The sequence below is a fragment of the Geobacter sp. SVR genome (assembly GCF_016865365.1).
GTDB lineage: Bacteria > Desulfobacterota > Desulfuromonadia > Geobacterales > Pseudopelobacteraceae > Pelotalea.
Map to the genome: position 1 here is coordinate 921,755 of NZ_AP024469.1, position 14,492 is coordinate 936,246.

Genomic DNA, 14,492 nt, shown 5'->3' on the forward strand with positions numbered 1-14,492 from the left:
AAGCGACTGTAGCTGCACAGGCGACGTTGGGGCCCCGGCTCTTCCAGGCGCTCCGGCATTCCGACGTCACGGCTTCAGAATGTGTCGCGTAATAACTCCCTGTCCCCTTTAGGACCTATGGTCCCTCTTATCCTAAGAGGGGGAACGCATTGATCACGGTTCAGCCGAAACTCCGGTGGAGCCGCTCTGGAGCGTCCCTCCCCTTAAATTAAGGGGAGGACAGGTGGGGTTACAGGTTTGAGCTTTCGGCTTCTACAAAGATTCGAGGCACCTGAACTTCTCCCTGCTCTCCGTTTCTCCGCGTTATACGCCTTGCACCCCGAGGAACGCATGCGCTATCCCGCCTTGCTGACCGACCTGTACGAACTGACCATGCTGGCCGGCTACCTGGAAGAGGGGATGGCCGACAAGCCGGCCATCTTCGACCTGTTCTTCCGTACCAATCCGTTCGAGGGGAGTTATGCCGTGTTTGCCGGGCTGGGGCCGGCCCTGGATTATCTGGAGGGACTGCGCTTTCTGCCCGGGGAACTCCGCTATCTGCAGAAGCTGGGTATTTTCCGACCGCGCTTGCTGGAGTACCTGCGCGAATTCCGTTTCGGGTGCACCGTGACTGCTCCGCCGGAAGGGACGGTCATGTTTGCCAACGAACCGCTGCTGACCGTGGAAGGGAGGCTGGCCGAAGCCCAACTGGTGGAGACGGCGCTGCTCAACATGATCAATTTTCAGACGCTGGTGGCCACCAAGGCGGCCCGCATCAGTCATGCAGCAGGCGCGTCCGAGGTGATCGAGTTCGGCCTGCGGCGGGCGCACGGGCCGGATGGCGGGCTTTCCTGCGCCAGGGCTGCAGCCGTGGGAGGGGTACGCAGCACCAGCAACGTCCAGGCCGGCATGTCATTTGGCCTGCCGGTGCGAGGCACCCATGCCCACAGCTGGGTGCTGGCCTTTCCCGACGAACTGACCGCTTTCCGCGCCTATGCCGCGGCTTTTCCCGACAGCACAGTGCTGCTGGTGGACACCTTCGACACCCTCAAAAGCGGTCTGCCCAATGCCATTACCGTGGCGCGGGAGCTGCGCGGCGCAGGTCACGAGCTGCGCGGCATCCGCCTCGACTCCGGCGACCTGGCCTATCTTTCCCGCGAAAGCCGTCGGATGCTGGATGAGACCGGCTTTCCCGGGGTACGCATCATGGCCTCCAACGAACTGGACGAGCACGTGATCAGTTCGATCAGGGAGGAGGGAGGGCAGGTGGATTACTACGGCGTCGGCACCCGTTTGGCCACCTGTACCGGTCCGGGAGGGGGCGCGCTGGGCGGGGTGTACAAATTGGTGGCCATAGATGGCCTGCCGAAGCTCAAGCTGACCAGCGACATATCCAAGGCCACCTTGCCGGGGAAAAAGCGCCTCCTGCGGGGAGTGACGCCCCGGGGGGACTACATCCAGGATGTGGTCTGCCTGGAGGATGAGCAGCCGCAGGCGGGCGATCAGGTTTTCGATCCGGCCAATCCGCTCCAGCACGTTGTGCTGCCGCAGGAGACCGGGCTGCACGAGTTGAGGTGCGTGGTGATGGAAAACGGCCGACGCACCGCTGCCGTAGAGACGCTGGATGTCATGGCGGAGCGCTGTCGGCAGGATCTGGCCCGCTTGCCGCAGGGCTGCCTGCGCCTGGTCAATCCCCACCGCTACAAGGTCTCCGTCTCGGGGCGACTGAACGACCTCAAGGCACGTCTGCTGATCGAGATACGGCAGCAGGAGACACCGGAATGAGCAGGCGCAAGGCGCTCATGATCGTGGACGTGCAGAACGACTTCTGTCCCGGCGGCGCACTGCCGGTGCCGGAGGGGGACCGGGTGGTGGAGCCGCTCAATCGCGCTGCCGGGTGGTTCGTCGCCCTGGGGCTGCCGGTCTTTGCCAGCAGGGACTGGCATCCGCCGGTGTCCCGCCACTTCAGGGAGTGGGGCGGCCCTTGGCCGGGGCACTGCATCCAGGGGACTCCGGGAGCCGCCTTTCACCCGCTTTTGCGCCTGCCCGAGGGGACGCGGGTGTTCTCCAAGGGAAGCGATCCCGACAGTCACGGCTATTCGGCCTTCGAGGGGCGTTGCGAGCGGGGGCGGACGCTGCTGGAGGTGGTGTGCGAATTGGGGGTGGGACATCTTTACGTCGGCGGCCTGGCTACCGATTACTGCGTGCGAGCCACTGCCCTGGAGGCGCTCCACAGTGGACTGGAGGTCACGCTGCTGGCGGATGCCGTGGCCGGGGTGGAGCTCAGTTCGGGCGATACGGCCGCGGCGGTTGCGGAGATGACCGGGGCGGGGGTGCGTCTGGGGAGCGTGGAGGAGTTGCTCGTTCAATCCGATTTCAGGTCATTGCCTTGAAGAGTACTATTTCCTCAGCGGTGTCCGGTTAGCTTTTTGCGGCACGTCAAATAACCCCTCATCCGCTCCTTCAGGGCACCTTCTCCCCAAGGGAGAAGGGATAATACTATTCCCTCTCCCACCGGGAGAGGGTGGCCCATCCCTCACCCTATCCCTCTCCCGGTGGGAGAGGGCAAAGAGTACTCTCCCCCTCTGGTGGAGAGATAGAGAGAGGGACTGGCCGGGTGTTAGTCTCATTGCAACTAGCTACTCAGACAGTGCTGACTATTTTCAGGAATCCGTAACGTCTCCATGACTTGTCTGCAATCACTCTCCGCTGTACCCCGCTGTCCGCTCCAGCAGAAAGTCCACGAAGGCCCGGTTGGCACGGGAGAGATAGGCCCCCCGTTTCCAGGCGATCACCAGGTCCAGGTACAGGGGCGGATCAAAGGAGACTGCCGCCAGATCGCTGTCACCGGCCACCACCATCCGCAGGAAGGTGGATATGCCCATGCCCTCCCGCACCAGGGATTTCACCAGTGAAAACAGGTTGGTCTCAAAGACGATGCGCGGTTCGGCCCCCCCTGCCTTGAACTTGTCCAGCAGTAATTCCCGCTGATAGTAGCCCTCCTTGTAGAACACCAGCGGCTCCTGCGCAAATTCCGCAAGGCTGACCGAACGTCTGGCGGCGAAGGGATGTTCGCGCGGCACGCAGATCATGACCTCCTCCCTGAGAAAGTGCCGCGCCTCCAGGCTCTCCAGCACGCTCCGTTCGGCGATCACCCCCATGTCCAACTCCCCCTGGCCGAGCATCTGCTGGATGCGTCCGGCGCCGTCGCCGTAGACCGACAGGTTCAGGCGCGGGTAACGCAGGGCAAAATCGCGGATAATGCCGGGGAAGAAGTAGGAGCTGAGCATGGGGGGGATGCCGATGCGGACATCCCCTTTCTGCAGTCCCCGCAGGTCGGCCATCTCCTGCTCGGCTGCCTGGGCATCCGCCAGCAGGCGCCGGGCATGCCCCAGCAGGGTCTCCCCCTCGGCCGTCAGCGTGACCCGCTTGTCCTGGCGATTGAAGAGCGTCAGCTCCAGTTCGTCCTCCAGTCGCCTGATCGCCATGCTGATGGCGGGCTGGGCGATGCGCAGGCGCTCGGCCGCGCGGGTGAAGCTCCCCTGCCGGGCTATTTCCACGAAGTATCTGGCCTGCCTGAGATCCATGCATTCCTCGTCATAAAATTAATTTATGTGACAAATAAGAATAATATATTTTTTTTATTGCAAGGCAAGTGTTACGGTGAGGATGCAGCAACGAAGGATCAATTATGAATTGTGGGAGGGGGGGGCATGGGCACCTTCAAGGACCATTTTTCCGGCCGGGCCGCGGATTATACCCGTTACCGCCCCAGCTATCCGCCGGCGCTGTTCGACTGGCTGGCGGGATTGAGCGAACGGCACGAACTGGCCTGGGACTGTGGCTGCGGCAACGGTCAGGCCGCCCTTGGGCTCGTGCCCCATTACCGGCTGGTGCTGGCCACCGATCCAAGTCCGCAGCAGATCGAGAACGCCGTGCCCCACGAGCAAATCAGGTATGGCGTAGCCTCTGCCGAGCAGTCGGGGCTCGATCCGGCATCCATCGACCTGATCGTGGTTGCCCAGGCGCTGCACTGGTTCGATTTCGGGCGTTTTTACGAAGAGGTGCGGCGGGTGGCGCGGCCCGGGGGGATAGTGGCGGCCATTTCCTATGGCGAGGTGAAGGTGGCGGGGGCGCCGGATGCAGTGATCTCGCGCTTCTATCACGATCTGATCGGTCCGTACTGGCCCCCGGAACGGCGGTACGTGGACGAGTGCTATGCCACCATTCCCTTTCCCTTTGCCGAGATCGCGGCGCCCCCCTTTGCCATGGAAGCGGAGTGGAGCATGGAGCATCTGCTGGGGTATCTGGGGACCTGGTCGGCGGTCAAGGAATACCACCGTCAGCGCGGTCACGATCCCCTGGCGCTGATCGCGGAGGAACTTGCCGCTGCCTGGGGAGAACCCGGACAGCTGCGGCGGATCAGCTGGCCGCTGGCCTTGCGGGTCGGCCGGGTCGGGAGGGATGCGTGACAGGCGCAGCTCAGGGCCTGCCACACAGCGCAGGCATCCGCATCGGCACCCCTGCTTACCGCAGGGTCAATCTGGCGCTGTTCTGCGCCGGATTCGTCACCTTTGTCACACTGTACGACGTGCAGCCACTGCTGCCGCTCTTTGCCCGGGAGTTCAACGTCGTGCCGGCGGTGGCCAGCCTGCCGCTCTCGATCGCCACTGCCGCCCTGGCGCTGGGCATGCTGCTGGCAGGCACGGTTTCGGACAGTTTTGGCCGGAGACAGCTGATGACCCTGGCCCTGGTGCTGACCTCGCTGCTGGCCCTGGCCACCTATTTCAGCCATTCCTTTCAATCGCTGCTGGCTCTGCGTCTGGTGCAGGGGCTGGTGCTGGCCGGCGTGCCTTCGGTAGCCATGGCCTACCTGGGGGAGGAGATGGATGCCCATTCCATAAGCAGCGCCATGGGGCTCTACATCAGCGGCAATGCCGTGGGTGGCATGACCGGCCGGATCGGTTCGGCGATTCTGTGCGACCATCTCCCCTGGCAGACAGCCATCGCCGTGATCGGCATCATCAGCCTCGGCTTGAGCCTGCTCTTTCTGAGGAGTCTGCCCCCCTCGGCCAATTTCCACCATCGTCCCTTCCAACTCGGTTATCTGTTCAGCTCGCTCTACCGGCAGTTGCGCGATCCGGGGCTGCTCTGCCTGTACGGGCTGGCCTTCCTGTGCATGGGGGGCTTTGTCTCGCTCTACAACTACATCGGTTTCCGGCTGCTCGATGCCCCTTACAGCCTGAGCCAGTCCAGCGTCAGCCTGATCTTTCTGGTCTATCTGCTGGGGTCGTTCAGCTCCGGCATCGTGGGCAGTCTGATCAACCGCTTCGGGCGCCCCTTCATGATCAGGGTTACCTTACTCGTCATGCTGGCCGGAACGCTGGTCACCCTGGCATCGTCCCTGCCGCTGATCGTGTTCGGCGTGGGTATCTTTACCTGCGGCTTCTTTAGCGCCCATGCCATCGCCTCCAGCTGGGTGGGGCGGCGGGCCAGGACCGGCAAGGCCCAGGCCTCGTCGCTCTACCTTTTCTGCTATTACCAGGGGTCCAGCATTTCAGGGACATTGGGGGGGATGTTCTGGCAGCACCTGGGCTGGCCGGGGGTGGCGTGCATGATCGCGCTGCTGGTAGTGGCGGCATTCGGGGTGGCAACCGTGCTGCTGCGGTTGCCGGCTGCTGAATAGCGGAGCCGCCAAAGGCCATTCAGTCCTTTGAATTGGAGAGCATCAGGCTCAGCCGCCCGTGCAGCGTGTTCAGATCCTCCTCCGTCGGCACCGATGCGCCGATGCCCTTCAGCCAGAACCTGTCGTGGGCCGTCTTGCCCGTGGTCGCTATCTCCAGTTCCGTGGGGAACAGGGAGTAAAAACTGAATGTCCTCAGGATGCCGTATAGAAAGCCGATGCAGTCTCCGCCGGTAATTTCGGTATAGATGCTGCCGTTGTGGTGCGTGGAATGTTCCACCTTGAAGTCGGATATCTTGAGCTGCGGGAGTTCCACCTGTGCTGCCGAGCCCATGATCGCCGGGAGAGGATCGAATTTCTCGATCGGGTCTGACAGGTTGCGCCTGCCCTGGATTTCAAAGGAGGACTCCCAGCAGAGCGGCCCGCATTTCCGTGCGGTTCCCCGCATGATATTGATCTTCCGGTGTGACAGGTGCGACGAAAGCCGGCCCAGCCAGCCCGGCTTGAGGTCGCCGGAGAGGCGCAGGAGGCTTTCGCCGGTGATTGAGGAGGGGGTCAGATCCCACTGGATGCGGGAGTCGGATGTGCAGGATGGTGAAGGGTGTACCGACGTCGTCGTTGATATCACGGCTGTCTCCTTTGATGATCCGGTAGTGCGGTTGTCTCCGGCAGGTCAGCACAGGGCGTGCCAAAGAAAGCATGTTCGATAATTCATGGGGTTATGATCTCAGTGAATGCCGGGCAGACTCGCGGAAAGGCGTTTTTGCCTAAAATTGAGGCGATGCGCTTCGGGAAGGGCAGGATAAAGTGCCGGCCGCATATCTCCTGATCAATGTTTAGCTTGCCAGTGGCAGGGAGATATGACACACTTTTACTGTTCATTGAACAGCCGGTGTAGCATCCGGCAATCTGCAGGAGCAGCACGCATCTTGGTTTCCCCTCTTCTGAACACGATGAAAACATTCCTCGCCGCGGTCCTGTTCCTGGTCCTTGCCCTTGCCCTGGTTTCAGCGGCAGCGGCCCAGGACGTCACACCGGCCTATCCCCCTCTGCCGTCAGGCTATTCCTCCATCAGAGTATTCGACAATCAGGGGCGCTTCGTCGGCCGGATTCTGCCGGAGAAACGCTACTGGGTTTCCATCGATCGCATCCCGTTTTTCCTGCAGCGGGCCGTGGTGGCGGTCGAAGACGCCCGTTTTTTCGAGCATGGCGGAATCGATGTGCGCGGGATCGCACGGGCGCTGGTCAAGGATGTGGTCAAGGGAAGGCTGGCCGAAGGGGGATCGACCATCACCCAGCAGCTGATCAAGAACAAGTACCTTTCCGGCGAAAAGACCATCGAGCGGAAGTTCGAGGAAGCCCGCCTGGCCATGGAGTTCGAGAAGAAATACTCCAAGAAGCAGATCCTGGAGATGTACTTCAACGAGATCTATTACGGGAACGGCGCCTGGGGAATCGCCCAGGCGGCCCGGCTGTATTTCGACAAGAACCCGGAAGAGCTGAATGAAGCCGAATGCGCCCTGCTGGCAGGGGTGCAGAAAAATCCGGCCCGCTACAATCCCCTGGGAAAGGCCACGTACGTCACGGGAAGGCGCGACGTGGTGCTCAAGCGGATGGTGGAACTGGAGATGATCACCTCCCGGCAGCGGCAGAAGCTGCAGTCCAATCCGCCCGCCATCATCAAGCCGGGGCAGGCACAACAGTACCTGACCCATGTCCGCGGCAAGCTGATCGAGCGCTATGGGGCGGATATCATCGAGCAGGGGGGGCTGGAGGTGACGACCGCGATGGATCTGAATCTGCAGACACAGGCGGAGCAGGCCCTGCGCGACGGCGTCAGGCGCATCTCTCCCGAGCTGCAGGGTGCCCTGGTCTGCCTTGATCCGATCACCGGCGATGTCCTGGCCGCCGCCGGGGGAGTCGATGCTGCCGCCAATTCTTATAACCGCGCCTTTTCCGCCAGACGGCAGCCCGGCTCCTCGATCAAGCCGCTGATCTACGCTGCGGCCCTGGAGAAGGGGTACACGGCCAGCAGCATCTGGGACGACACGCCAGTGGCCTACAACCGCGGCAACAACGAAACCTGGAAACCGCTGAACTACGGCAAGGAGCGCTTCGGAGAGCTTTCGCTCCGGCAGGCCCTGGCACATTCCAACAACGTCATCACCGTAAAGCTGCTGGAGGCGATCGGTGTCCCCTATTTCACCGAGTTCACCGGAAAGATGGGGCTGCCGTTGCGGCCGCAGAACGGACTCTCCCTGGCCCTGGGAACCGACGAAGTCAGCTTGAGCGAACTGGTGACCGCCTATACGCCCCTGGCCACCGGAGGCCTGAGATCCGAAGCGCGGACCATCGTGCGCATTTACGACCGCCGCCGCCAGACCTGGACCGAGAACCCGCCTTTAGTCGCTCCGGTCCTCTCCCCGGCTGTCGCCTTTGTCACCACCCAGATGCTGAAGGACGTCATGACCTACGGCACCGCCAAGGGGCTCAGGAAATTCAGCCAGGAGCGCCCCGCAGCCGGGAAGACCGGCACCACCGACGATTATCGTGATGCCTGGTTCGTCGGCTATACCCCCCGGATGGTAACCGGCGTCTGGGTTGGGCACGACAAGCCCCGTCCGGGAGGGAAAGGCTTTACCGGCGGAGCAGTGGCGGCCCCCATCTGGGAGCGCTTCATGCGCAAGGCCCTGGCTTCCAAACCGGCCGTGGATTTCGCCAAACCCGACATGGTGGTGTCAGTTTCCATCGATCCCGCGACCGGTCTGCTGGCGACGGCGGATTGCCCCGTCAAGCGCGAGGAATACTACATCGCCGGAACCGAACCGAGCGAGTACTGCCACAAGCACGGCGAAGCCCCACCGCAGCCGGACAAGGTCGAAGCCGCGGTAACCACGCCCCCCTGATCGTCTCATTCCGGCTCTTGCCTCGAACGAGCTTGACTCCAATGCTTCCAATGTAATAATACTGAAATTTAACAATATTCGGCAGCGCTTCGCATGTCCCCGTCCCCCCTGTTCCTGGGATGGCGGAAGCTGGAGAAGTGCGAGCGCGCCGAATGAAATGCATTGCAGAATTTACATTATGTGGAGGGGTGCTCATGGTTAACCTGATATGGTCGGGTCTGGCGATGATCGTACTGTTGTCAGGCTGCGGCTGGGGCGGGACCCCGACCAGGCACAACGATATTACACCGCTGACCTCGATGCAGATCTCGGCGGTATCCCCGACCATCGCACCGCTGACCTCCACCAAGCTGAGCGTGAAAGGCAATTACTCCGGTCTCTTTACCAGGGACATTACCGATTTGGCGACCTGGTCAAGCGATACGCCCGCCATAGCCGATTTCCTCACCGCCGGCAGCCCGAGCCGGGTGACTGCCCGCGCCTCGGGAACTGCCATACTGACGGCAAAGGTTGTAACCGCCACGGGAACCGTGACGGCCACCTTCTCGCTGACGATCAGCTCGGCCACCATTGACACCCTGACAATCTCTCCCGCAGCCCCCACCATTGCCAAAGGCCTTTCCACGCAATTTACCGCCAGCGGCCTCTTTTCGGACGGCACCACTCAGGATCTGACCTTCGACGCCGTCTGGAGTTCCAGCGCCCCTACCGTAGCCAGCGTGAGCAATGACCCCGCCAGCAAGGGGCTGGCCCAGGCCCTGACCGCCGGCACGACGACCATTGCCGCCACCTTTGATGGGGTCAGCGGCACCACCCTGATGACGGTCACCGTCCCGGTCCTGCAGTCGATTTCGTTCGACCCGGCAGATCCCTCCCTCCTGAGTCTGTCCACCACCACGCTGAAAGCCACCGGGCATTATTCCGACGGCACCACGGCCGATATCACCAGTCAGGCCACCTGGACCTCGTCCCGGACCGATTTCGCCACGGTTGCCGCCAACGGAGCGGTAAAGACCCTGGCGCCGGGCACGACCGCGATCAGCGCCAGCCTGGATGGCATCAGCGGAACCACGAACCTCAAGGTGACCGGTGGTATTCTGAACAGTATCGCGCTGGCCATCACGCCGAATCCGACCGGCTCCCGGCTGGTCCTCGGTACCGACGCCCGCCTGACGGCGACCGGGACATTCACCAACAATGTTACCCGTGACATCACCGGCGCGGTGGACTGGTCGACAACCGATGCGGGCATCGCCACCGTAACCGTTCAGGGAGGCAATCTGGCCCTGCTGAAGGCTTTGGCTGCGACACCGTCAATCACCGTGACCGCCGAATCGGGCACGGTGAGCGCCACGATCACTGTAAATATTACCGCTCCGTCACTGCTGTCGCTGGCAATCGCTCCAACCAGCCTGACCGCAATCACCGGAATCAGCGACCGTCTCACCGCGACCGCCACGTTCAGCGACGGCAGTACCCAGGATGTTACCCTCAACAGCACCTGGACATCCGATAATACCGCGGCAGCTTCGGTCAACAATAGCGATCTCGGCAAGGGAAAGGTCACCGGCGTTGCTGCCGGAACAGCGTTGGTCACCGCCGCTCTCGGCGACAAGTCGGCCACGGCCCAGGTTGTCGTGGTGGCACGTACCGTCCAGCGACTGACTATTTTCAGCCAGAACCAGGCTGTTGTAAGCTCGACGGTCGCTTCCGGGAAGCAGGTGGCATTCAACCTGATCGCCACTCTGAATGATGGTTCCACCAAAGATGTGACCGAAGATGCGGTCTGGAAAATAGACAATACAAAGATCGCCATTCTGGCCGACAGTCTGAATCAACCCGGCCAGGTCGTGGCAGTGGATGGCGGCCAGACGACTCTCACGGCCACCCTGGGGGGCCTGAGCACATCCATTACCGTAGTGGTGCCCTGATGTGCAAGACCAGAGTGGAAAACTCATTTTCAGCCGTACCGAGAAAGGTTGACATGAAATCGATCTGCCGGACATTGATAGCCCTGTGCCTGCCGTTTTTGTTCTGCAGTCCGGCCAGCGCCCAGCATTCAGGCCCCTATGTGGGAGCCTTTGTGGGAGGCAATCTCCTGACAGCCTCCAAGAGCTCCGACAGCCAAGGCACCTTTGAGCTCAAATTCAATCCCGGGCTGATGGGCAGCGCCGTTCTGGGGTGGGATTTCGAGCCGGGCAATCCGGTGGGGGAAGGACGGATCGAGCTTGAGTACACCCATCGCAGCAATCCGCTTGACCAGGCGAGATTTGTCGAGGGAAGCGTCAAGAGCAGCGGCCATGTGGCGGCCGACAGCCTGTTGCTGAACTTTTACGGCGTTTACCGCGAAAACGGTTTCTGGTCCCCCTATATCGGGGCGGGTGCCGGTGCCGCCCGCATTGCAGCTTCCAATCTGCAGGTGACCGGCCAGCCGCTGGGAGACGGATCGGCCTTTGTCTTCGCCTACCAGGCAGCGGCCGGGGTAGACTTTGCGATGACTGACTCCCTCAGTCTGGATATTGGCTATCGTTTTTTCAACACGACCAAGCCCGACATTCCGGAAGCCGGAGGAGGCAGCTTGAAACTGGAGTATTTGAATCACAGTGCCGTTCTCGGACTGCGTTGGGGATTTTGAGCATCGCAGCATTGTCCGAATCAAAAGGCGGCCACCCGGCCGCCTTTGTTGTTCATAACAATAATTATCTCCATCTGCTTTTTAGGTTTTACACTTTGATCAGGTTTTCAGCTTCTTACCCGTGGTCAGGACATCACCGATATTCACGGCGAACCGCAACATGACCGGCTTATGCCATCATCCTGACCACCACCCGACCGCTGATTTCACCTTTGAGGATCGCTGCAATCTTTTCCTCCAGTCCATCCAGAGTTACTCCGGTTACCATCTCTTGCAACTGAGCCGGCTTCCATTCCCCGGCAAGCTTTTCCCATACCTGTAATCTGATATCCGTCGGGCATTTGACCGAATCGATGCCGATGAGACTGACCCCGCGCAATATAAAGGGATAGACATTTACGGGGAGTTCTGTTGATCCAACCAGGCCGCAACAGGTAACAGCGCCGCCGTAGCGGGTTGACTTGACAACTGCCACGAGGGTATCACCTCCAACGACATCCACACATCCAGCCCATCGCTCCTTCATCATCGGCCGCTCCGAACCTGTTAAAACCTGATCGCGAGGTATGATCTCCGCCGCTCCGAGATTACGAAGAAACTGCTCATCGGCACTTTTCCCTGTAGAAGCCACTACCCGGTACCCTGCGCGGGCCAGAATTGCCACAGCAATGGCGCCGACTCCACCTGTTGCGCCGGTGACAAGGACATCGCCGTCTGAGGGGATGACTCCGGCCCGCTCAAGCTTCAACACCGATAGTGCGGCAGTAAATCCGGCGGTGCCAAGGGCCATGGCTTCCGCTTGGGTCAAACCATCAGGAAGTCGCACCGCCCAGCTCGACGGTATGCGGATCAGCTCACCCCAACCGCCGTCCGTCTCCATTCCCAGGTCGTAACCAGTGATAACAACCGTGTCTCCGGCAGCAAAGACGCCACTTTCACACGAGAGCACTTCGCCGACCGCGTCTATGCCGGGAGTGTGCGGGAACTGCCGCGTGACCCCCGGGTGTCCCGTTGCCGAGAGGGCGTCTTTGTAGTTGAGTGAGGAGTAGCTGACTCGCACCACAAGATCTCCCTGCGGCAGGTCGTCGATGGACCGCTCCTTTATTTTCCGCACGAACTGCCCATCATTTGTTTTTTCGACTACAAGTGCTTTGAACTGTGTTGGCGTTGCCATGTCCTTGTCTCCTCCTCTATTTGTAGGTACCGCCGCCAAGAAGGTGGTGGTTGTGTGCTGGTTGCTTCACCAGCAATGGGGCCTGCTTCAAGCGAACGTGCAGAGCCAATAATTAGACCGATCGTCTAATTATTGGCAAAAAAAATCATCTGTGCAGCGCGGCGAAGAAAAAATCCGCAAAAAGGTCAAGCGCATCGGGAGTACCTTCCAACTTGGTCCGCAAAACCGCTCCTTCCCATCCAATCCAAAAAACAGTTGCCAATTGACGACAGTCCGAAATTTCGGGGATTTCCCCGAGTTCTTTTGCTTCTTCGAGGCAAAGGGCGACACGATCCTGCCAGTCCTGAAAAACCGCTCCCAATTCTCTTCGGAAAGATTCAGGTAATGCCCCCATCTCCTGCCCCATATTTCCAACCAGGCAGCCCCGTTTATACTCATAACGTGCCATGCCGTTGCGCGCATCATCGGTGAAGGCTTGCAGCCGTTGCAACGGTTGCATAGTGGTATCAAGAAGAAAGCGATCCAGCTTTCGTGCAAAATAGGCGGCATAGCGCGTAAGCAATTCTGTTCCAAAGGCTTCTTTGCTACCGAAAAAATGATAAAAGGATCCTTTGGGTACACCAACGCGCCGGAGGATTTCATCAATTCCTGCTGAAGAAAAACCCTTCTCGGTTAAAACTTCCACTCCAGCCTGGAGGAGTAATTCCCGTGTTTCGCTGTAACCTCCGCCTTCTTTGGGAGGGCGACCGCGACGACGTGTTTGTTTCTCCATAGTTTCCATGCTTAATTATATAGACCGATCGTCTACTAAATGTCAACTTGAAAAATATATCCCCTTCAGCGCCTTAGGCGGCGTACTGGGTAAGCGCTGTGTACTTGGTACGAAGCCCGCTGAGCCTGCCGCGCAGGCTTGTTATTGTATACCCGATTGGTGAACCCGGCATGATTTTATTCTTGACTTTTTCAGTTTAGAAGGTCAGTTTTAATTAAAATAGTCGAGTTTTTATCTGATAGCTACGATGGAATCCGAAGCATGCGCACGAGGCGGGCCGGACTGTACCGGCGGTTTCAAAGCGTGTGGCCAATTATCTGCACACATCGAAAAGGAGGATGTCATGAAACGCATTCTCGTATCCGTCAGCACCATCGTTGCACTGTTCCTGCCTGTACTGGCGTCTGCCGATACGTGGAAAATCGATCCCGATCACTCCAACGTCGGCTTCAAAGTCCGCCATCTGATGGTGTCCAATGTCAAAGGAAGCTTCGAAAAGCATGCCGGCACGGTTGTGATCGACGACAGGGATATCGCCAAATCAAGGGTCGAGGTGACCATCGATACCGCTTCCATCAATACCAATGTCCGGAAACGGGATGATCATCTGCGCAGCCCCGATTTCCTGGACGTTGCCAAATACCCCTCCATGACCTTCGTATCCAGGAAGGTGGTCCGGGTGGGGGGCGACCGGCTCCAGGTCACCGGAGACCTGACCCTGCATGGCATTACCCGGGAGGTGGTCCTGGATGTGGAAGGGCTCACCGGAGAAAGCAGGGATCCCATGGGCAACATCAGGCGCGGAGCGTCGGCCAGCACCAGGATCAATCGCAAGGATTACGGGCTGACCTGGAACAAGGCCCTGGAAACGGGGGGCGTTGCCGTCGGCGAAGAGATCGCCATAAGCCTTGAAATCGAGCTGATCAAGGCAAAGTAGGAAGGCCCGCCTGCCTGATTTTCTCCGCTACCCTGATTATTACGACTCCATTCCCGCGGGACCATGCGGTACCGCGGGTAGGAGACCGACTGCCCGGGATCCTAACGACGATGAATACAACATTGCTCATAATCGAAGACGATCGGGATCTCAGGAGAGGCATTTCCACCTATTTCAAGGATGGCGGTATAATCGCTCCGTACGGAACAAGAAAATCCAGAAATTGAAGAAACAGCTGCCCCGTCATTACCCCGCAGGAACCTGCGAAAATTTTCCCCGCCGCATCCCATAATGGTCACAAGACAGAGGGCGCTTATATCCAGCTTCCCATGGCTTCTGCTAAATTTCCCCGCCTTTTTTAATAATAGCTTAATATAATTACTGAAATGATTGATCAGTGGGTTTG

12 protein-coding genes are annotated in these 14,492 nt (G+C 59.9%); 8 read left to right on the plus strand and 4 right to left on the minus strand.

Translation table 11 applies throughout. The annotated features are described in order from the left end of the window. Positions 1–330 precede the first annotated feature (330 nt). The gene (locus tag GSVR_RS04360; RefSeq protein WP_173196160.1) at positions 331–1,764 is read left to right on the plus strand and encodes a nicotinate phosphoribosyltransferase; all 1,434 of its coding nucleotides are present in this window, start codon (positions 331–333) and stop codon (positions 1,762–1,764) included. Next, on the plus strand, positions 1,761–2,372 hold the full coding sequence (locus GSVR_RS04365) for a nicotinamidase (protein ID WP_173196158.1): 612 nt from the start codon (positions 1,761–1,763) through the stop codon (positions 2,370–2,372). Before GSVR_RS04360 ends, GSVR_RS04365 begins: the two co-directional genes overlap by 4 nt. A 306-nt stretch (positions 2,373–2,678) precedes the next feature. Here GSVR_RS04365 and GSVR_RS04370 read toward each other — a convergent pair whose 3' ends face one another. Next, positions 2,679–3,566: a LysR family transcriptional regulator gene (locus GSVR_RS04370; RefSeq protein ID WP_173196156.1), complete on the minus strand. Its 888-nt coding sequence runs from the start codon at positions 3,564–3,566 to the stop codon at positions 2,679–2,681. 126 nt (positions 3,567–3,692) lie between these two features. On the opposite strand from GSVR_RS04370, the gene GSVR_RS04375 reads away from it, so the two are divergent. Further along, positions 3,693–4,451 carry a class I SAM-dependent methyltransferase gene (locus tag GSVR_RS04375; protein WP_173196154.1) on the plus strand — a complete coding sequence of 253 codons (759 nt, stop codon included), beginning with the start codon at positions 3,693–3,695 and terminating at the stop codon, positions 4,449–4,451. Continuing rightward, the gene (locus GSVR_RS04380; protein WP_239077456.1) at positions 4,448–5,665 is read left to right on the plus strand and encodes an MFS transporter; all 1,218 of its coding nucleotides are present in this window, start codon (positions 4,448–4,450) and stop codon (positions 5,663–5,665) included. The genes GSVR_RS04375 and GSVR_RS04380 overlap by 4 nt, the downstream gene beginning before the upstream one ends. A gap of 19 nt (positions 5,666–5,684) precedes the next feature. Here the strand turns inward: GSVR_RS04380 and GSVR_RS04385 are convergent, their stop codons facing one another. Then, complete coding sequence (locus GSVR_RS04385; protein ID WP_173196152.1) at positions 5,685–6,290, minus strand: hypothetical protein; 606 nt, start codon at positions 6,288–6,290, stop codon at positions 5,685–5,687. A gap of 325 nt (positions 6,291–6,615) precedes the next feature. Between GSVR_RS04385 and GSVR_RS04390 the strand changes: the two genes are divergently transcribed. The 3 genes from GSVR_RS04390 to GSVR_RS04400 all read left to right on the plus strand — a co-directional run bounded on the left by GSVR_RS04390 (position 6,616) and on the right by GSVR_RS04400 (position 11,203). Next, the gene (locus GSVR_RS04390) at positions 6,616–8,568 is read left to right on the plus strand and encodes a transglycosylase domain-containing protein (protein WP_173196149.1); all 1,953 of its coding nucleotides are present in this window, start codon (positions 6,616–6,618) and stop codon (positions 8,566–8,568) included. A gap of 194 nt (positions 8,569–8,762) precedes the next feature. Beyond that, positions 8,763–10,499 carry an Ig-like domain-containing protein gene (locus GSVR_RS04395; RefSeq protein WP_173196147.1) on the plus strand — a complete coding sequence of 579 codons (1,737 nt, stop codon included), beginning with the start codon at positions 8,763–8,765 and terminating at the stop codon, positions 10,497–10,499. 53 nt (positions 10,500–10,552) lie between these two features. Continuing rightward, entirely contained in the window at positions 10,553–11,203 is a 651-nt protein-coding gene (locus GSVR_RS04400; protein WP_173196145.1) for an outer membrane protein, read from the plus strand. A gap of 169 nt (positions 11,204–11,372) precedes the next feature. On the opposite strand, the gene GSVR_RS04405 is transcribed toward GSVR_RS04400, so the two are convergent. Together GSVR_RS04405 and GSVR_RS04410 are read right to left on the minus strand one after the other, a co-directional pair. Beyond that, complete coding sequence (locus GSVR_RS04405) at positions 11,373–12,377, minus strand: YhdH/YhfP family quinone oxidoreductase (protein ID WP_173196143.1); 1,005 nt, start codon at positions 12,375–12,377, stop codon at positions 11,373–11,375. 145 nt (positions 12,378–12,522) lie between these two features. After that, positions 12,523–13,158 (minus strand): TetR/AcrR family transcriptional regulator, encoded by a 636-nt coding sequence (locus GSVR_RS04410; RefSeq protein ID WP_173196141.1) that lies wholly within the window; start codon positions 13,156–13,158, stop codon positions 12,523–12,525. A gap of 334 nt (positions 13,159–13,492) precedes the next feature. Between GSVR_RS04410 and GSVR_RS04415 the strand changes: the two genes are divergently transcribed. Then, a complete protein-coding gene (locus GSVR_RS04415; protein WP_173196139.1) occupies positions 13,493–14,086 on the plus strand; it encodes a YceI family protein in 594 nt (197 codons plus the stop codon). Positions 14,087–14,492 lie beyond the last annotated feature (406 nt).

What these genes read in the sequence shown, in the direction of transcription:
- GSVR_RS04360 (WP_173196160.1), top strand. Translation starts at nt 331, where the DNA reads ATGCGCTATCCCGCCTTGCTGACCGACCTGTACGAACTGACCATGCTG.
- GSVR_RS04365 (WP_173196158.1), top strand. Translation starts at nt 1,761, where the DNA reads ATGAGCAGGCGCAAGGCGCTCATGATCGTGGACGTGCAGAACGACTTC.
- GSVR_RS04370 (WP_173196156.1), bottom strand. Translation starts at nt 3,566, where the DNA reads ATGGATCTCAGGCAGGCCAGATACTTCGTGGAAATAGCCCGGCAGGGG.
- GSVR_RS04375 (WP_173196154.1), top strand. Translation starts at nt 3,693, where the DNA reads ATGGGCACCTTCAAGGACCATTTTTCCGGCCGGGCCGCGGATTATACC.
- GSVR_RS04390 (WP_173196149.1), top strand. Translation starts at nt 6,616, where the DNA reads ATGAAAACATTCCTCGCCGCGGTCCTGTTCCTGGTCCTTGCCCTTGCC.
- GSVR_RS04395 (WP_173196147.1), top strand. Translation starts at nt 8,763, where the DNA reads ATGGTTAACCTGATATGGTCGGGTCTGGCGATGATCGTACTGTTGTCA.
- GSVR_RS04400 (WP_173196145.1), top strand. Translation starts at nt 10,553, where the DNA reads ATGAAATCGATCTGCCGGACATTGATAGCCCTGTGCCTGCCGTTTTTG.
- GSVR_RS04405 (WP_173196143.1), bottom strand. Translation starts at nt 12,377, where the DNA reads ATGGCAACGCCAACACAGTTCAAAGCACTTGTAGTCGAAAAAACAAAT.
- GSVR_RS04410 (WP_173196141.1), bottom strand. Translation starts at nt 13,158, where the DNA reads ATGGAAACTATGGAGAAACAAACACGTCGTCGCGGTCGCCCTCCCAAA.
- GSVR_RS04415 (WP_173196139.1), top strand. Translation starts at nt 13,493, where the DNA reads ATGAAACGCATTCTCGTATCCGTCAGCACCATCGTTGCACTGTTCCTG.